This window comes from Sphingobium sp. GW456-12-10-14-TSB1, from assembly GCF_059424385.1.
This window is the reverse complement of record NZ_JBWKZI010000001.1, coordinates 1,209,054-1,226,845: the sequence shown is the minus strand read 5'-3', so window position 1 is coordinate 1,226,845 and position 17,792 is coordinate 1,209,054. Positions and strand designations below refer to the sequence as shown.

The following is a 17,792-nucleotide window of genomic DNA, read 5'->3' as shown; positions in this document are numbered from 1 at the left end:
TCGACTAGGCGGCAAAGCCGCCAAGTCTGCGCAACCCTCTCCCTCAAGGGAGAGGGAAGGATGTGCCATGACTGACACGACACAGATGAACATGATCCAGGCGATCAACAGCGCCATGGACGTGATGATGGAACGCGACCCCACCGTCGTGGTGATGGGTGAGGATGTCGGCTTTTTCGGCGGCGTGTTCCGCGCCACCGCCGGGTTGCAACAGAAATATGGCAAGAACCGCGTGTTCGATACGCCGATCACCGAATGCGGTATCATTGGCGTGGCGGTCGGCATGGGTGCCTATGGCCTGCGGCCCGTTCCGGAAATCCAGTTTGCCGACTATATCTATCCCGCGCTCGACCAGCTTGTGTCCGAAGCGGGGCGGCTGCGCTATCGTTCGGCGGGCGAGTTCATCGCGCCCATGACGGTACGATCGCCCTTTGGCGGCGGCATTTTCGGCGGGCAGACGCACAGCCAGTCACCCGAAGGCATTTTCACCCATTGTTCGGGGATAAAGACGGTCATCCCGTCCACCCCCTATGATGCCAAGGGACTGCTGATCGCGGCGATCGAGGATAATGATCCGACGATCTTCTTTGAACCCAAGCGCATCTATAACGGCCCGTTCGATGGCGAATATGACACGCCGGCGACCAGCTGGGCCGGGCATCGCGATGCGCAGGTGCCGACCGGCTATTACCGCATCCCGCTGGGCAAGGCGCGGATCGCGCGGGCGGGCGGGGCGCTGACCATCCTGTGCTATGGCACGATGATCCATGTCGTCGAACATACCGTTGCGATGCTGGGGCTGGACGCGGAGATCGTCGACCTGCGCAGCCTCGTGCCGCTCGACATCGAAACGATCGAAGCGTCGGTGAAAAAGACCGGCCGCTGCCTGATCGTGCATGAAGCGACCCGTACCAGCGGTTTTGGCGCGGAGCTGCTGGCGCAGGTGCAGGAACGCTGCTTCCACTATCTCGAAGCGCCGATCGAGCGGGTGACCGGGTTCGACACGCCCTATCCGCACAGCCTGGAATGGGCCTATTTCCCCGGCCCCGTCCGCATCCGCGAAGCCATCAACAAGATCATGAAGGATTGAGCGCCATGGCTCTGTTCACATTCAAGCTGCCGGACATCGGCGAAGGCATTGCGCAGGCCGAAATCGTCGGTTGGCACGTCAAGGTCGGCGACCGGGTCGAAGAGGACCAGCCGATAGCCGACATGATGACCGACAAGGCGACGGTCGAGATGGAAAGCCCGGTCGCGGGGACCGTCGTGCGACTGGCGGGCGAGGAGGGCGATCAGGTGTCGATCGGCAGTATGCTGGTCGAGATCGAGGTGGAAGGCGAGGATGTCGCCGCGCCGCCGCCATCGGTGGAGGCGATCGAGGCGGAAGTGCCGGGTGAGGCGGTTATCGAGGAGCCGACATCCATTCGCCCCGCGATCGAGCCGGGTGCAGGCGCTGAGCCTGTCGAACGGCCCAGCCGAACCGAAGGAGAGGCGGCGTCGCCTGCGGCTGAGCCGAAGGCTTCGACTTCGCTCAGCCCGGACGGAAGCGGGCATGAGGCTTCATCCCCCATCCTCGCCTCTCCAGCCGTCCGTGCCCGTGCGAAGGATCTGGGTATCGATCTCGCGCAGGTGAAGTCGGCGGGCGATCATATTCGCCATGCCGACCTCGATGCCTATCTGCTCTACGGACAGGGGCAGGGCTATCGCGCGGCGGGAAAATCGGCGCGCCGCCCCGACGAGCAGGTCAAGGTCATCGGCATGCGCCGCCGGATTGCGGAGAATATGGCCGCGTCCAAACGGCACATTCCCCATTTCACCTATGTCGAGGAAATCGACGTCACCGCGCTGGAAGCCTTGCGCGAACAGCTCAACGCCAGCCGGGGCGATAAGCCCAAGCTGACCATGTTGCCGCTGCTGATCGTCGCCATCTGCAAGACTTTGCCCGACTTTCCGATGCTCAACGCCCGTTATGATGATGAGGCGGGCGTGGTCACGCGTCACGGATCGGTTCATCTGGGGCTGGCGACGCAGACCGATGCGGGGCTGATGGTGCCGGTGATCCGCGACGCGCAGGACCGCAATGTCTGGCAGTTGGCGAGTGAAATCCGTCGGCTGGCCGACGCTGCCCGGTCGGGCAAGGCCAAGTCGGAGGAACTGTCCGGCTCTACCCTGACGCTGACGTCGCTTGGTCCGCTGGGCGGGATCGCCACCACGCCGGTCATCAATCGGCCCGAAGTCGCGATCATCGGTCCCAACCGCGTGATCGAGCGGCCCGTTTTTCGGGGCAAGGAGATTGTCGCAGCGAAGCTGATGAACCTGTCGATCAGCTGCGACCACCGCGTCGTCGATGGCTGGGACGCGGCAAGCTATGTCCAGGCTGTCCGCAAACTGCTCGAAAATCCCGCTCTTCTGTTCGTGGATTGATAATCAGCGCATAGTCGCGCGATAGCTTAGCCGTCCGGCATGGCCGGGCGGCACCGCTTGCGGCAGCGACCAGCGGATATGGGTGACGTCTGCCGCCACGGCGCGGCGCGTGCCGCCCAGGGGCGTGGGCAGCCATAGCTGATCCATCCGGCCCCAATGCGCGCCGCCATCGACGGACACCTGCATCGTCGGATCGGTCGGGTCGATCTGCATGCCGCGCGGCAGCGAGCGAACCACGGCCTGATCGCGCAGCGGCGCGTTGCCCGCATTGCGCCAATGGACGATGACGATCAGCTGATCGCCGGGCGCGACCTTGTCAGCGCTCGCCAATATGCGGCGGGACCGTCCGTTGACGTCGGTTGTTACCCGTTCGACAAACATCTGCGTGTCCAGTTCGACGCCCGGTTGCGCCGATGCGGCGTGCGGCACGGCAAGGCCGCTCAGCGCGATGATCCATGACAATGTGGCGGCTTTCATGCCTGTCCCCGTTCTGCGTCCCCGTACCCATCCTAGAACGGCTGAGCCAATATTTGGTTAAGCGACTGTTTTTCCGCGATCAGCCCGCGATCGGAGACGCTTTGCAAATTGACGCCCGCTGGCGGCGAGCGCACATCTGGCGGGTCTTTCGACCGGAGAATCAATCCACCGTGAAACCGCCGGAACAGCTGGAAATCAACCGCAGGCGCGACCGGCTGCTCGCGTCGATCGCGCTGACGACGGGGATCGGGCTGATATTGGCGCTGCCCTTTGCGCTGCGCGCGGGCGCGGAGTTTTTCCTGCCGCTGACCGCCGCGCTGGTGATCGCGATCGCGCTGGTGCCGCTGCTGGAATGGATGGAGCGGCGCCGGTTGCCGTCGGGGCTGGCCGCGCTGCTGGCGGTAATCGGCTTTCTGATCGTGGCCAATACCGCGCTGGTGCTGATCATCGTGCCAGCGACCGACTGGTTCCGTATCCTGCCGCAGCGCTTGCCACAGATACAGGCGAACCTGGCCCCGCTGATCGATTTTTACTCCAATCTCCAGCGCTTCGTCGATGAAACGGTGCAGATGCTGGCGACAGGGCCGGTTGCAGCGGCGCAGACGGCGACGGTCGACACGCCGCGTTCCCTGCTGCAATTTGCCGCCACATCGGCCCCGGCGGCGATCATCCAGATGGTGTTCGCGCTGCTCATCATCTATTTCTTCCTGGCGGGCTGGACCCGCCTGCGGCGGCGCACGATCAACAGCCGGGACAGTTTCGACGGCGCGCTGGCGGTGGCGCGGGTGATCCAGAATGTGGTCGACGCCACATCGGCCTATGTCATCACCATCGCCGTCATCAACCTGTGCCTGGGGCTGGCGGTCGCGCTGGCGCTGTGGCTGATCGGGATGCCATCGCCCCTGATGTGGGGCGGGATCGTCGCGCTGCTCAACTTCATCCCCTATTTCGGCCCCATGCTGGCGGCGGTGCTGCTGGCGCTGGGCGGGCTGATGGTATTTGACGATGTGTGGGTCGCCATGATGCCCGCGGCCTTGCAGGTCGGTTTCCATCTGGTCGAGGCGAACGTCATCACGCCGACGGTGCTGGGGCGGCGGCTGACGATGAACCCGCTGCTGATTCTGGTGTCGCTCACTTTCTGGGGCTGGGTGTGGGGGACGCCGGGCGCGCTGCTGGGCGTGCCGCTGCTGATCATCATCCAGACCGTCGTTTCTGCCGCGGGCACGCCGGATATCGCCGGTTTCCTGTTCGAGCAGGGGACGCTGACGGTCGCGCCGCGCAAAGAAAGTGACGAGAATGCGAAAACAGCCGAAACGGACGGTTGACAGTCCCGGCGGACGCACATAGACGGCGCTTCCACACCGAACGCGGGTGTAGCTCAGTTGGTTAGAGTGCCGGCCTGTCACGCCGGAGGTCGCGGGTTCGAGCCCCGTCACTCGCGCCACTTTCCTTGACAGGAAGGTGGGAATAAGGTGGATCAGACAGCATCGTCTGGGGAGTGAAATCCCGAACGGATGTCACCCTGCGCGGGTGTAGCTCAGTTGGTTAGAGTGCCGGCCTGTCACGCCGGAGGTCGCGGGTTCGAGCCCCGTCACTCGCGCCACTTTCCTTCATCGGAAAGTGTTTTCTTCGATACATGGTCGGCTTTAGCGCCAGCGCCCCGTCTCCATCCAGGCGAGCAGGCGGCGCAGCGGCAGCACCCATATCCACACGATCCCCAGCACGACATAGATCGGCGTCTGCGCCCATACCGGCAGCGTGCCGATGATGCCGGACAGGCTGGCCACCATGACCGCCCATAATGCGATCAGCCCGACAATCGCCAGCATCCCGACCGGCTTGCGCCAGCTGGGCTGATGATAATGGCGCGGGTCTATGTTCATGCGACAGCTCCTGCGGCGGAAAGGCCTTCGATCAGTTCCACTTCGGTCAGTACCATGTGCAGCGGCAAGTCCCACGGGTCGGCCGGAACCATATCCTGTTCCTGCACCGACCAGGCAATGCCGATGCGCAGCGCGTCGGGCAGGCGGGCAAAGGCGCGGTCATAGTAGCCGCCACCCTGACCCAGCCTGTTCATCGCCCGGTCGAACCCGACCAGCGGGGCGATGATGACGTCCGGCGTCACCGGGCCATCGCCGGGCGCGGGGTGGCTGGTGCGGAACGGGCCGGGCAGCAATATGTCGTCAGGCTGCCAGCGCAGGAAATCCATGCTGCCCAGCCGATCCAGCACGCGCGGCAACGCCACGGTCTTGCCCATGGCGATCAGTTGCTGCGCCAGCCGCTGCGCCGGGGCTTCATCGTCCAGTCCCATATAGAGCGCTACCACCTGCGCGTCCGCGATGCGGCGCGCGAGGGGGGAAGGCAGCACCTTGAACGCCAGCCGGTGCGCCAGCGGGTCAAGCGTCGATACGAACGCGCGGCGGCGATCGCGGGCGATCTGGCGCAAGCTCGTCTTGTCGATGGTGTCGCCGTTCATTCGTATCTCTGCCCGTTCGCTATGATGTTCCCGTACAGGCTGAAGCCCAGTCCTGCCCTATGCACCATGTTCCCGCCTGTGCGGGAGCACGTCTATATTTGGATCGCTTGCGTTGGAAGGGTGACGGGACCGCCTTGGCCGTTTGCTGGAAAATCCTCTGACGCCTCAACGTCAGGTGGGGACCATGTAGATCGGGCCGGAACCCGCCCAGGAACAGCCCCCTAGGATGTGATTATCGCCTCAGGGATGTTCGCTAAAGCTCGTACCAGGCAGTACCCGTCCACCCCAATCTAGGCGTCCGTGGCGCGGGCGGCAAGCCCGGTGCGCAGCTTTTCTATCCGCGCCGCCAGTGCCTCTATCGCCTGCGCTGCCGGTTCGTCCTCCGCTTCCAGCGCCAGCCTTTGCTGGCGGGCTGCGGTGTCGCGGCGCATGTCGTTCAATTCGTCGGCCAGGAACAGCGCGGCGAACAACAGGCTGCGCACCTCCGTCATGCCCGGCGCGCCCTGCTGCGCGGCTTTCGCCTTTTCCTCGATCAGGCTGGCGAGATGGGCGAGATGCGCCTCCTCCCCATCGCGGCATCTGATGTCATAATGACGCCCGGCTATGTGCAGCGTGGTTTCAGCCAATGGTCCGGCCCTTCAGATCGGCAATCAGTTCATCGAGCGACCGCAGCGCCGCGCGCGCGCCGTCCACATCCATATCCGGTTCGCCACTTGACGGTGAGGAGGGGGGCGGGGCCGCCACAAGGCGGGCCACATCCTGTTCGAGCCGACCCACTGCACGTTCCAGCGTGCCAATTGCCTGCATCATGCGCTCGCTTGCCATAGCCTGTGCATAGCGAAACTTGATGCGGTACAAAAGCGATCATTGGGCGGACAAGAAGCCGCTTTCCGGCCCGCTGCGGTTGACGCATGGGGCTTGACGCGACAAAGGAGGCGCGATCTCGACTCGCCCGTACAGCTTGCGGGGAGGCCCGTCCTGCTCAGGAAAGACACACGCTGCCGATGACCGTTTCCGATAAGTCGCTCGCCAACGCCATCCGGGCGCTCTCCATGGACGCGGTGCAGGCCGCCAATAGCGGCCATCCGGGCATGCCCATGGGCATGGCCGACGTCGCGACGGTGCTGTTCAGCGATTATCTGAAATTCGATCCGACCCAGCCCAAATGGGCCGACCGGGACCGCTTCGTCCTGTCGGCTGGCCATGGCTCGATGCTGATCTACAGCCTGCTGCACCTGACCGGCTATGCGCGCCCGACGATCGAGGACATCGCCAATTTCCGCCAGTTGCACAGCCCGTGCGCAGGGCATCCTGAAAATTTCGAGCTGGCTGGCGTGGAAGCGACCACGGGTCCGCTGGGTTCTGGCCTTGCCACTGCCGTCGGCATGGCGATTGCCGAGCGGCACCTGAACGCCCAGTTCGGCGACGCGCTGGTCGATCACCGCACCTGGGTGATTGCCGGTGACGGGTGCCTGATGGAAGGCATCAACCATGAAGCGATTGGCCTGGCCGGTCACCTGAACCTTGGCCGCCTGATCGTGCTGTGGGACGATAACAAGATCACCATCGACGGCGCTGTCGACCTGTCGAGCAGCGAAGATGTCCGCGCCCGTTACGAAGCGACCGGCTGGCATGTCGTGTCGTGCGATGGCCATGACGTTGCCGATGTGCGCCGCGCTCTGGCCGAAGCGGTCGCTGATTCGCGTCCTTCGCTGGTCGCCTGCGCCACCAAGATCGGCTATGGTTCGCCCAACAAGGCGGGCACGTCGGGCGTCCATGGGTCCGCGCTGGGCGAGGCCGAAGTCGCTGCCGCGCGCGAATTTCTGGGCTGGGACGCAGCGCCCTTCGTTATCCCTGCGGACATTGCCGCGGCATGGCAGGCGATTGGCGCCAAGGGCAGCGACGTTCGCGCCGCCTGGGAAGCGCGCCTTGCAAGCGATGCAAAGGGCGCGGAATTCACGCGCCGCATGGCTGGCGATCTGCCCGATAATTTCTCGCTGGAAGCCTATATCGACAGCCTGATCGCCGCGCCGCAAAAGGTAGCGACCCGCAAGGCAAGCGAATTGGCGCTCGGCGCGATCAACGACCTGTTGCCTGAAACACTGGGCGGTTCGGCAGACCTTACCGGCTCCAACAATACCAAGACCAAGTCGACCGGGCCGCTGACGCGCGATGATTATGCGGGTCGCTATGTCTATTATGGCATTCGCGAATTCGGCATGGCCTGCGCGATGAACGGCATGGCGCTGCACGGCGGGGTCATCCCTTATGGCGGCACCTTCCTCGTCTTTTCGGACTATATGCGTGCTGGCATCCGCCTGGCCGCGCTCCAGCAGCAGCGCGTCATCCATGTGCTGACCCATGACAGCATCGGCCTTGGCGAAGATGGCCCGACCCATCAGCCGATCGAACATGTCATGTCGATGCGGATGATCCCCAATCTGGACGTCTATCGCCCCGCCGACATTGTCGAGACGGCGGAATGCTGGGAACTGGCGCTGAAGGATGCGACCGGCCCGTCGGTGCTGGCGCTCACCCGCCAGAACCTGCCGCAGTTGCGCACGGAAAAGAGCGAAAATCTGTCGGCCAAGGGCGCCTATCGCCTGGTCGCCGCGACTGCCGAGCGCAAGGTGGTGCTGATCGCCACCGGCTCCGAAGTCGAGATCGCAGTCGATACCGCCAGGGCGCTGGAAGAACAGGGCATTGGCGCCGATGTCGTTTCCATGCCCAGCTGGACGCATTTCGACGCGCAGCCGCAAAGCTACAAGGACGACCTGCTGCCGCACCATGTGCTGCGCGTGTCGATCGAGGCGGGCACGACCTTTGGCTGGGAACGCCATACCGGCATCGCTGGCCTGCGCTTTGGCATCGACAGTTTCGGCGCGTCCGCGCCTGCCGAAGCGCTTTACGACCATTTCGGCCTGACGGCCGCAAAGATTGCGCCGCAGATCGTGGCCGCTCTCAACAACTGACCGAACAACAACTTGCGGAGGCTAGTGCAGTGGCAACGAAGGTAGCAATTAACGGTTTCGGACGTATCGGTCGCCTGGTGGCGCGCGCCATTCTTTCGCGCACCGACCATGATCTTGAACTGGTCAGCATCAACGACCTGGGCGACGCCAAGGCGAACGCCTTGCTGTTCAAGCGCGATTCGGTGCATGGCAACTGGAAGGGCGACGTCAGCGTCGATGGCGATTTCCTGGTCATCGACGGCAAGCGCATCGCCGTGACCGCCGAGCGTGACCCCGCCAAGCTGCCTCACGCGGCGCAGGGCGTGGAAATCGCCCTGGAATGCACGGGCATCTTCGCAGACAAGGCCAAGGCCAGCGCCCATCTGACCGCTGGCGCCAAGCGCGTCGTCATTTCCGCGCCCGCAACCGGCGTGGACAAGACCATCGTGTTCGGCGTCAACCATGACGCGCTGACCGCTGACGACATCGTCATTTCCAACGCCAGCTGCACGACCAACTGCCTGGCGCCGCTCGCCAAGGTGCTGCACGATGCCATCGGCATCGAAAGCGGCTTCATGACGACGATCCACAGCTACACCAACGACCAGAACACGCTGGACCAGATCCACAAGGATATGCGCCGCGCCCGCGCCGCCGCCCTGTCGATGATCCCGACCACCACGGGCGCCGCCCGCGCGGTGGGTGAAGTTCTGCCTGCGCTCAAGGGCAAGCTGGACGGTTCGTCGGTGCGCGTGCCGACCCCGAACGTGTCGGTCGTGGACCTGAAGTTCATCCCCAGCCGCGCCACCACGATCGAGGAAGTCAACGGCCTGCTGAAAGCCGCAGCCGACGGTCCGATGAAGGGCGTTCTGGCCTATACCGACGAACCGCTGGTTTCGATCGATTTCAATGGCGACCCGGCATCCTCTACCGTCGACAGCCTGGAAACCGCGGTCATCGACGGCAAGCTGGTCCGCGTGCTCAGCTGGTACGACAATGAATGGGGCTTCTCCAACCGCATGATCGACACCAGCGGCGTGGTGGCAAAGTTCCTGTAAGGGAAGCGGGGGCGGGTAAAACCGTCCCCTTTTTGTTGAGAAGCAACAGGGAATATCCATGACCAAGCCGTTCAAGACACTCGATGAGATGGGCGACATTCACGGCAAGGCCGTGCTGGTGCGCGAGGATCTGAACGTGCCGATGCAGGACGGCTCGGTCAGCGATGACACCCGCCTGCGTTCGGCCATGCCGACCGTGCTGGAACTGGCCGATCGCGGTGCCAAGGTGCTGATCCTGGCCCATTTCGGCCGTCCCAAGGGGCAGAAGAACCCGGAATATTCGCTCTCGAAGATCACCCGGCCCCTGACCCAGGTGCTGGGGCGCGAAGTCCAGTTCATTCCCGATTGCCAGGGTGATGCAGCGGCGGACGGCATTGCCGTGATGCGCGCCGGTGACATAGCGATCCTGGAAAATACCCGTTTCCATCCGGGCGAGGAAAAGAATGATCCCGCCTTGGTCGATGCGATGGCGGCCATCGCTGATTTCTACGTCAATGACGCTTTTTCCGCCGCGCACCGCGCCCATGCCTCGACCGAAGGGCTGGCGCACAAGCTGCCGTCCTTCGCCGGGCGCGCGATGGAGCGCGAACTCGATGCGCTGCAAGCCGCGCTGGGCACGCCGGTCAAGCCGGTCGCCGCCGTCGTCGGCGGCGCGAAAGTGTCGACCAAGCTTGACGTGCTGAACCATCTGGTCACCAAGGTCGATCATCTGATCATCGGCGGCGGCATGGCCAACACCTTCCTCCATGCGCGCGGTGTCGATGTCGGCAAATCGCTGTGCGAAAAGGATCTGGCCGACACCGCCGAAGCCATTTTCGACGCGGCGGAAGCGGCCGGTTGCACCATCCATCTTCCCTATGACGTGGTGGTAGCCAAGGAATTTGCCGCCAACCCGCCCTCGGTCCGCACCTGCAACGTCCATGAGGTTGCGGATGACGAAATGATCCTCGACGTCGGCCCTGCCGCTGTCGAGGCGCTGGCCGATGTGCTCAAGACCTGCCGGACGCTCGTATGGAACGGGCCGTTGGGCGCGTTCGAAATTGCGCCGTTCGACACGGCGACCGTCGCGCTGGCCCGCACCGCTGCGGCACTGACCAAGGAAGGCCAGTTGACCTCGGTCGCTGGCGGCGGCGATACTGTGGCGGCGCTTAACCATGCAGGGGCAGCAGCCGATTTCACCTTCGTCTCGACGGCCGGCGGCGCTTTCCTGGAATGGATGGAAGGCAAGGATTTACCGGGCGTAAAGGCTTTGATGGTCTGACGACCCGGTCAACGGTAGCGCCGTTTTGGAGAGGGCAGCGCTATCCCATTCAAGAGAGAGTATGTGCAGATGCTGGATCAGGTTCAGAAACAGAAGATTGCGACAGGCGAAGGCTTTATCGCCGCACTCGACCAGAGCGGTGGGTCGACGCCCAAGGCGCTCAAGGGCTATGGTATCGAAGAAGGTGCGTGGGCCAATGACGAGGAAATGTTCGGCCTGATCCACGCGATGCGCAGCCGCATCATCACTTCGCCCGTGTTCACCGGCGACAAGGTGCTGGGCGCGATCCTGTTCGAGCGCACGATGGACGGCACCGTCGATGGCAAGCCGACCCCGCAGGCGCTGATCGAGCGCGGCGTTGTGCCCTTCATCAAGATCGACAAGGGTCTGGAAGATGAGGCGAACGGCGTTCAGGTGATGAAGCCCAATCCCGACCTGGACGTGCTGCTCCACCGCGCCAAGGCGCTGGGCGTGTTCGGGACCAAGGAACGCTCGGTCATCAACCTCGCCAACCGCGAAGGCATTGCCGCCGTGGTCAAGCAGCAGTTCGAGATCGGTCAGCAGGTATTGGCAGCCGGGCTGATGCCGATCATCGAACCCGAAGTGAACATCAAGTCGCCTGAACGCGCCGAAGCCGACGCGATCCTGCTCGACGAACTGCTCAAGGCGCTCGATGCGCTGCCCGCTGATCAGCAGGTGATGCTGAAGCTGTCGCTGCCGGTCCAGCCGGGCCTGTTCGACCCGCTGGTCGATCACCCCCGCGTCCTGCGCGTTGTGGCCCTGTCGGGCGGTTTTGCCCGTCCGGAAGCCTGCGTCGAACTGGCGAAGAATCGCGGCATCATCGCCAGCTTCAGCCGCGCGCTGCTCAACGACCTGCGCCACCAGATGAGCGATGATGAATTCAACGCCTCGCTTGGCGAAGCGATTGACGAAATCCACGGCGCGTCGGTCGCGAAAACGCCTGTCGCTGCCTGATTGCCGGTCGGGCGGGCGCAGGCCCGCCCGGCCCCCCCTTTCGCGCTCCTCCGCTATGGGTTAAGCGCGAAGCATGACCGATTTTACAGATGAAGAGCTGGCGCTCGACCCGCATTTCGCCGACCAGTTCGAACAGGGTTTCCGCCCGGCCTGCCAGCTTTATCTGATCTCCCCGCCCACCATCGACGCCAGTTTCGTCGACACGCTGGCCACGGCGCTGGACGGCGGGGATGTGGCCGCGTTCCAGTTGCGGCTCAAAGGGCTGGAAGAGGACGCGATTGCCGCGCTCGCCACGCCGTTGCAGGCGCTTTGCGAGCAGCGTGATGTAGCGTTCATCATCAACGATAGCGTCGCTTTGGCGCAGCGCCTGGGCGCGGACGGCGTGCATCTGGGGCAGGGCGATGGCGACCCGCGGGAGGCCCGCAAAATCCTTGGCCCCAAGGTGCAGATTGGCGTCACCTGCCATGACAGCCGCCATCTGGCGATGGAAGCGGGGGAGGCGGGGGCCGACTATGTCGCGTTCGGTGCCTTCTATCCCACCAAGACGAAGGCAGTGTTGCACCATGCCGAACCGTCCATCCTGGGGTGGTGGACCACGCTGTTCGAACTGCCCTGCGTCGCAATCGGCGGGGTGACGGCGGAAAACGCAGCGCCGCTGGTCGCGGCGGGGGCGGATTTTCTGGCGGTCAGCAGCGCGGTGTGGAACCATCCGGGGGGGCCGGGCGCTGGCGTTGCAGCCTTTGCCGATGTGCTGCAACAGGTCCGTAACGGAGCGTCGGAACCCAAATGATCATCGTCCATCACCTCAACAACAGCCGGTCGCAACGCATTCTCTGGCTGCTGGAGGAACTGGGCGAACCCTATCAGGTCATCCGCTACGAACGCGACCGCAAGACGATGCGTGCGCCAGCCACGTTGCGGGCCATCCATCCGCTGGGGCGCTCTCCGGCGGTGCAGGTGGATGGCCATGCGCTGATCGAAACCGGCGCGATCATGGACTATCTGGTCGCCCGCGCAGGCCGATTCGGCCCACCGGCAGACGCGCCGGGGGCGATCCGCTACCGCCAATATATGCATTATGCCGAAGGATCGATGATGCCGCCGCTGCTCGCGCTGCTCATCATAGGCAAGCTCGGCCTGCTTGGTCGCCCCGCGCGGCCCACGGTGCAACGCATGCTCGATGATCATCTCGACTGGCTGGAAAGCGAACTGGCGTCGCGTCCCTATTTCGCCGGTGACAGTTTCACCGCCGCGGACATGATGATGAGCTTCCCGATCGAAGCGTCCCGCGCGCGCGGCGGCCTGAACGGTTCGCGGCCCGCGATCATGCGCTGGCTGGCCGAGATGCAGGCACGCCCCGCCTATCAGGCGGCGCTGGCGGCGGGCGGCCCCTATGCCTACGCCTGATCGGCGTTGTGTCCCTGCCTATATCCATCCGGCTATCGACAGTTGCTGCCGCGTGACGTGCGAATGTCCTCCACGACAAAAAGCCCCGCTTGTGCGGCGGGCCGCTTCCCACTAAATCGCCCCCATGACATCGACCAACGACATTCGCCGTTCCTTCCTCGACTATTTCGGGGCCAACGGCCACACCATCGTTCCCTCCGCGCCGCTGGTGCCGCACAACGACCCGACGCTGATGTTCGTCAACGCCGGGATGGTGCCGTTCAAGAATGTCTTTACCGGCCTTGAAACCCGCCCCTACAAGACCGCGACGTCGAGCCAGAAGTCGGTCCGCGCGGGCGGCAAGCATAACGACCTCGACAATGTCGGCTATACCGCGCGCCATCATACCTTCTTTGAAATGCTGGGCAATTTCAGCTTTGGCGACTATTTCAAGGAACAGGCGATCACCCATGCCTGGACCCTGCTGACCAAGGAATGGGGGCTTCCGGCCGAAAAGTTGACCGCCACCGTCTATCACACCGATGACGAGGCGTTCGACCTGTGGAAGAAGATCGCCGGCCTGCCCGATCACAAGATCATCCGCATCCCGACGAAGGATAATTTCTGGGCAATGGGCGACAGTGGCCCCTGCGGCCCCTGTTCGGAAATCTTCTACGATCATGGCGACCATATCTGGGGCGGCCCTCCCGGCAGTCCGGAGGAAGATGGCGACCGCTTCGTCGAGATCTGGAACCTGGTGTTCATGCAATATGAGCAGGAAGCCAATGAGATCGTCAGCGAATTGCCCAGGCCGTCGATCGACACCGGCATGGGTCTGGAGCGGATCGCCGCCGTCATGCAGGGCGTTCATAACAATTATGACACCGACACGTTCAAGGCGCTGATTGCCGAAAGCGGCGCGATCACCAAAACCGCGACCGATGGTGACCTCCAGGCCAGCCACCGCGTCATCGCCGATCATCTGCGCTCCACCAGCTTCCTGATCGCAGACGGCGTGCTGCCCGCCAATGAAGGTCGCGGCTATGTGCTGCGCCGGATCATGCGCCGCGCCATGCGCCACGCGCACATCATCGGCGCCAAAGACCCGTTGATGTATCGCCTGGTCGGCAGCCTCGTGTCCGAAATGGGCGGCGCCTATCCCGAACTGGTCCGTGCCCAGCCGCTGATCGAGGAAACGCTGCTGCGCGAGGAAACCCGTTTCCGCCGCACGCTGGAAAACGGCCTGCGCCTGCTGGACGAAGCTACCGCGGGCCTGGGCGAAGGCGGCACGCTGCCTGGCGAAACCGCGTTCAAGCTCTACGACACCTATGGCTTCCCCTACGACCTGACCGAAGATGCGCTGCGCACGCAGGGGCTGGGCGTCGACCGCGCGGGTTTTGACGCCGCCATGGCGGAACAGAAAGCCGCCGCCCGCGCCGCGTGGAAAGGATCGGGCGAGAAAGCCTCGGACGACATCTGGTACGACATTGCCGAAACGCTCGGCAGCACCGAATTTGTCGGCTACGCCTCCACCAAGGGTGAGGGCGAAGTGCAGGCCATCGTCAAGGACGGCGCGCGCGTCGATAGCGCTGGCGTGGGTGACACGGTCACCATCATCACCAACCAGACGCCCTTCTATGGCGAAAGCGGCGGCCAGATGGGCGATGCGGGCCTCATCGCCTCGCTTGGCGGCCTGTCGGCAAAGGTGGAGGATACCGCCAAGCCGCTCGGTCGCCTCCACGCCCACCGCGCCATGATCGAGGCGGGGAGCGTCAAGGTCGGCGACACGGTGCAGTTGAGCGTCGATGTCGATCGCCGTGACCGCATCCGCGCCAACCATAGCGCTACCCACTTGCTCCATGCTGCGCTGCGCAGGGAATTGGGCGCGCATGTGACGCAAAAGGGCAGTCTGGTCGCTGCCGATCGGCTGCGCTTCGATTTCTCGCATCCTGACGCCCTGACCCATACGCAGATCGCGCGGATAGAGGCGGATGTGAACGCGCAGATTCGCCATAATGAAGAGGTCACGACCCGCCTCATGACGCCCGACGACGCCATCGCGGCGGGCGCGATGGCGCTGTTTGGCGAAAAATATGGCGATGAGGTCCGCGTCCTTTCGATGGGTAGGGGGGACGACAATCATTATTCGGTCGAACTGTGCGGCGGCACCCATGTCCGCGCGACCGGCGACATCGCCCTGCTCAAGATCGTATCGGAAAGCGCCGTTTCCAGCGGCGTCCGCCGGATCGAGGCATTGACCGGGGAGGCCGCGCGCCTCTGGCTGGTCGATCGTGAGGACAAGCTGCGCCAGTCCGCTGCCACGCTCAAGACCGCGCCGGAAGATGTGCCGGCCCGCATCGCCGCGCTGGTGGAACAGAGCCGCAAGCTGGAGCGTGAACTGGCCGAAGCGAAGAAGGCGCTGGCTTTGGGCGGCGGCGCATCGGGCGCGGCCCCGGCAGGTCCCGAACAGGTCGGCACTGTCAGCTTCATGGCGCAGGTCATCGAAGGGCTGGACCCCAAGGAATTGCGCGGCATCGTTGACGGCAATAAAAAGACGCTGGGTAGCGGCGTGTCTGCGATCGTAGCGGTGGTCGATGGCCGCGCGACCATTGCCGTGGGCGTGACCGATGATCTCACCGGCACGATCAGCGCGGTCGATCTGGTGCGCATCGGCGTCGAGGCGCTGGGCGGGAAGGGCGGTGGTGGCCGTCCCGACATGGCGCAGGGCGGTGGCCCGGACGGCGACCAGGCGGCGGCGGCGATCGACGCGGTCAAGGCCAGGCTTGCGGGGGTTCCCGGCTAACCTCATGGCCATATTCAACCGCGATTCCGATGATGAAGTCGCCCGCGGCGCTCGCGCCGTGGTCGTCCATGCCGAAACCCACGGACCGGAACGCCGGGACAGCGACGCAAGGCTGGAGGAAGCGGGCGGTCTGGCGCTTGCCATCGGCATAGACGTGCGCGCGGCGCAGGCTTTCCGCGTGCGCGATCGCAAGCCTGCGACACTGTTCGGCAGCGGTCAGGTGGAGCAGATCGCCACGCTGGTGAACCAGGAAGAGGCGGAGCTGGTCATCGTCGATAACGCCCTGTCGCCGGTTCAGCAGAGCAATCTGGAAAAGGCGGTCGGCGCCAAGGTCATCGACCGGACCGGCCTGATCCTCGAAATTTTCGGCGAACGGGCCGCCACCAATGAAGGCCGGTTGCAGGTGGAGCTTGCCCATCTCGACTATCAGGCAGGGCGCCTGGTGCGCAGCTGGACCCATTTGGAGCGGCAGCGCGGCGGATTCGGCTTCCTTGGTGGCCCCGGCGAAACCCAGATCGAGGCGGACAGGCGGATGATCCGCGACCGGATGGCGAAGATCCGCAAGGAACTGGATCAGGTCACCCGCACCCGCGGCCTCCACCGCGCCCGGCGGCAGCGCGCACCCTGGCCAGTGATCGCGCTGGTCGGCTATACCAACGCTGGAAAATCCACGCTTTTCAATCGCCTGACCGGGGCTGACGTCATGGCGGAGGATCTGCTCTTTGCAACGCTCGATCCGACCATGCGCCAGATCGCGCTTCCCGGCCTCGACAAGGCGATCCTGTCTGACACGGTGGGTTTCGTTTCCGACCTGCCGACCCAGCTTATCGCCGCCTTCCGCGCGACGCTGGAGGAAGTGCTGTCCGCCGACCTGATCGTCCATGTGCGCGACATTGCCCACCCCGACAGCGATGCCCAGCGCGACGATGTGCTGGACGTGCTGAGCGAGTTGGGCGTGGCCGGGGAGGGCGCGCTAGACCGCGCCCAAGACGAGCCTGCCGCGCCGCCGATTATCGAGGCGTGGAACAAGCTGGACCTGCTCGACGCGGAAGCCGAAGCGCTGGCGCGGGAAACCGCATCGCGCCGCGACGATGTCGTGATCCTTTCGGCGCTGACAGGGGAAGGTGTCGCCGACCTGCAACGTGCCATCAGCACCAAGATGACCGCCGGTGCCAAAGTCTATGGCCTGCGCATCGCGGCAGCTGACGGCGCGGCGCTGGCCTGGCTCCATGAGCATGGCGAAGTGCTGTCGAGCGACGCGCAGGGCGAGGAAACCCGTGTCGAAGTGCGGCTATCGGACGCCGCCTTCGCACGGTTCGGAAAGCGTGGGCAGGGGTAGGGCTGGCGTTACGCCAGCGCCTTCTCGACTACGCCGACTGCCTGTTTCAGCGATCCCGCGCGGTCGCAGCTATGACCGCATTTTTCCTGCTGATATTGCAACTTGTGCAAAATATCCCGCGCGGCATCGACATTGCCGAGCTTAATTTCGGCGATGGCCAGCCCCGACATCGCGCCGGGATGGCCGTTGCGACCGCGATAGAGGCTCTGTTCGAAATAGCGACGGGCAGAAGCGGCATCACCCAGGCCCAGCTTGGTCACGCCTTTCAGGAATCGCGCCTCGCGGCTGGGCGTTTCGCCAATCACGGTTGCAAGCAGCTTGTCGGCCTGCATCAGATCACCCGATGCGATCAACTGCCGCGCCTGATCCAACGACGTCGAGCGATTGCCGCCCTTAAAATTGTCCGGGCCAAAGCCTGTGATAGGCACCACGCCCATCGGACTGCCGGCGTCGAAATGAATGCCCGAAATGCCGGTGCCATTTTGCTGGGCATAGGCAGGGACTGCCACGGCACACAGGAGTGGGAAAAGGATCGTCAGGCGCATCGCAAATTCCTCCAACATATCTGGAGGTTTAGGCTATGCCATTGTCAAGCAGCTGTCAAATATGAGTTTTAATTCCAAACCTTTTCTGGACTATGTC

At 64.1% G+C, this 17,792-nt stretch carries 17 protein-coding genes, 2 tRNA genes and 1 other RNA gene; 13 read left to right on the top strand and 7 right to left on the bottom strand.

What is annotated here, in order from left to right; genetic code table 11:
* The first annotated feature begins 85 nt into the window (after positions 1-85).
* Both AC07X9_RS05965 and AC07X9_RS05960 read left to right on the top strand, forming a co-directional pair.
* Positions 86-1,090, top strand: a complete 1,005-nt coding sequence (locus AC07X9_RS05965; RefSeq protein ID WP_017182389.1) for an alpha-ketoacid dehydrogenase subunit beta — start codon at positions 86-88, stop codon at positions 1,088-1,090.
* 5 nt (positions 1,091-1,095) lie between these two features.
* On the top strand, positions 1,096-2,424 hold the full coding sequence (locus AC07X9_RS05960) for a dihydrolipoamide acetyltransferase family protein (RefSeq protein ID WP_017182388.1): 1,329 nt from the start codon (positions 1,096-1,098) through the stop codon (positions 2,422-2,424).
* Positions 2,425-2,427: 3 nt separating this feature from the next.
* Here the strand turns inward: AC07X9_RS05960 and AC07X9_RS05955 are convergent, their stop codons facing one another.
* Positions 2,428-2,901 carry a hypothetical protein gene (locus AC07X9_RS05955; protein WP_017182387.1) on the bottom strand — a complete coding sequence of 158 codons (474 nt, stop codon included), beginning with the start codon at positions 2,899-2,901 and terminating at the stop codon, positions 2,428-2,430.
* Between the two features lie 170 nt (positions 2,902-3,071).
* Between AC07X9_RS05955 and AC07X9_RS05950 the strand changes: the two genes are divergently transcribed.
* The 3 genes from AC07X9_RS05950 (at position 3,072) to AC07X9_RS05940 (ending at position 4,504) form a co-directional block, all read left to right on the top strand.
* A complete protein-coding gene (locus AC07X9_RS05950; protein WP_026002257.1) occupies positions 3,072-4,226 on the top strand; it encodes an AI-2E family transporter in 1,155 nt (384 codons plus the stop codon).
* Between the two features lie 42 nt (positions 4,227-4,268).
* Positions 4,269-4,345: transfer RNA gene (locus AC07X9_RS05945), tRNA-Asp, on the top strand.
* Positions 4,346-4,427: 82 nt separating this feature from the next.
* Positions 4,428-4,504: transfer RNA gene (locus AC07X9_RS05940), tRNA-Asp, on the top strand.
* 43 nt (positions 4,505-4,547) lie between these two features.
* Here the strand turns inward: AC07X9_RS05940 and AC07X9_RS05935 are convergent.
* The 5 genes from AC07X9_RS05935 to AC07X9_RS05915 form a co-directional block, all read right to left on the bottom strand.
* Positions 4,548-4,784: a DUF2842 domain-containing protein gene (locus tag AC07X9_RS05935; protein WP_017182385.1), complete on the bottom strand. Its 237-nt coding sequence runs from the start codon at positions 4,782-4,784 to the stop codon at positions 4,548-4,550.
* Positions 4,781-5,377 (bottom strand): 5-formyltetrahydrofolate cyclo-ligase, encoded by a 597-nt coding sequence (locus AC07X9_RS05930; protein ID WP_017182384.1) that lies wholly within the window; start codon positions 5,375-5,377, stop codon positions 4,781-4,783. The genes AC07X9_RS05935 and AC07X9_RS05930 overlap by 4 nt, the downstream gene beginning before the upstream one ends.
* Positions 5,378-5,499: 122 nt before the next feature.
* A non-coding RNA gene (gene ssrS, locus AC07X9_RS05925) (6S RNA) lies at positions 5,500-5,656 on the bottom strand.
* 11 nt (positions 5,657-5,667) lie between these two features.
* Positions 5,668-6,003 (bottom strand): cell division protein ZapA, encoded by a 336-nt coding sequence (locus tag AC07X9_RS05920; protein ID WP_017182383.1) that lies wholly within the window; start codon positions 6,001-6,003, stop codon positions 5,668-5,670.
* Entirely contained in the window at positions 5,996-6,187 is a 192-nt protein-coding gene (locus AC07X9_RS05915; protein ID WP_026002256.1) for a hypothetical protein, read from the bottom strand. Before AC07X9_RS05915 ends, AC07X9_RS05920 begins: the two co-directional genes overlap by 8 nt.
* A gap of 194 nt (positions 6,188-6,381) precedes the next feature.
* On the opposite strand from AC07X9_RS05915, the gene tkt reads away from it, so the two are divergent.
* From tkt to hflX, 8 genes are all read left to right on the top strand, one after another.
* Positions 6,382-8,349 (top strand): transketolase, encoded by a 1,968-nt coding sequence (tkt, locus tag AC07X9_RS05910; RefSeq protein ID WP_017182381.1) that lies wholly within the window; start codon positions 6,382-6,384, stop codon positions 8,347-8,349.
* A 29-nt stretch (positions 8,350-8,378) separates the two neighbouring features.
* A complete protein-coding gene (gene gap, locus AC07X9_RS05905) occupies positions 8,379-9,386 on the top strand; it encodes a type I glyceraldehyde-3-phosphate dehydrogenase (RefSeq protein ID WP_026002255.1) in 1,008 nt (335 codons plus the stop codon).
* 58 nt (positions 9,387-9,444) lie between these two features.
* Positions 9,445-10,647 (top strand): phosphoglycerate kinase, encoded by a 1,203-nt coding sequence (locus tag AC07X9_RS05900; RefSeq protein ID WP_017182379.1) that lies wholly within the window; start codon positions 9,445-9,447, stop codon positions 10,645-10,647.
* 69 nt (positions 10,648-10,716) lie between these two features.
* The gene (locus AC07X9_RS05895; protein ID WP_017182378.1) at positions 10,717-11,622 is read left to right on the top strand and encodes a fructose bisphosphate aldolase; all 906 of its coding nucleotides are present in this window, start codon (positions 10,717-10,719) and stop codon (positions 11,620-11,622) included.
* Between the two features lie 73 nt (positions 11,623-11,695).
* Entirely contained in the window at positions 11,696-12,412 is a 717-nt protein-coding gene (gene thiE / locus AC07X9_RS05890) for a thiamine phosphate synthase (RefSeq protein WP_017182377.1), read from the top strand.
* A complete protein-coding gene (locus AC07X9_RS05885; RefSeq protein WP_017182376.1) occupies positions 12,409-13,029 on the top strand; it encodes a glutathione S-transferase family protein in 621 nt (206 codons plus the stop codon). Before thiE ends, AC07X9_RS05885 begins: the two co-directional genes overlap by 4 nt.
* Positions 13,030-13,153: 124 nt before the next feature.
* Positions 13,154-15,811: an alanine--tRNA ligase gene (gene alaS / locus AC07X9_RS05880; RefSeq protein ID WP_017182375.1), complete on the top strand. Its 2,658-nt coding sequence runs from the start codon at positions 13,154-13,156 to the stop codon at positions 15,809-15,811.
* 4 nt (positions 15,812-15,815) lie between these two features.
* On the top strand, positions 15,816-17,150 hold the full coding sequence (gene hflX / locus AC07X9_RS05875) for a GTPase HflX (protein WP_017182374.1): 1,335 nt from the start codon (positions 15,816-15,818) through the stop codon (positions 17,148-17,150).
* Positions 17,151-17,158: 8 nt separating this feature from the next.
* On the opposite strand, the gene AC07X9_RS05870 is transcribed toward hflX, so the two are convergent.
* Entirely contained in the window at positions 17,159-17,695 is a 537-nt protein-coding gene (locus AC07X9_RS05870) for a tetratricopeptide repeat protein (protein ID WP_229380627.1), read from the bottom strand.
* Positions 17,696-17,792 lie beyond the last annotated feature (97 nt).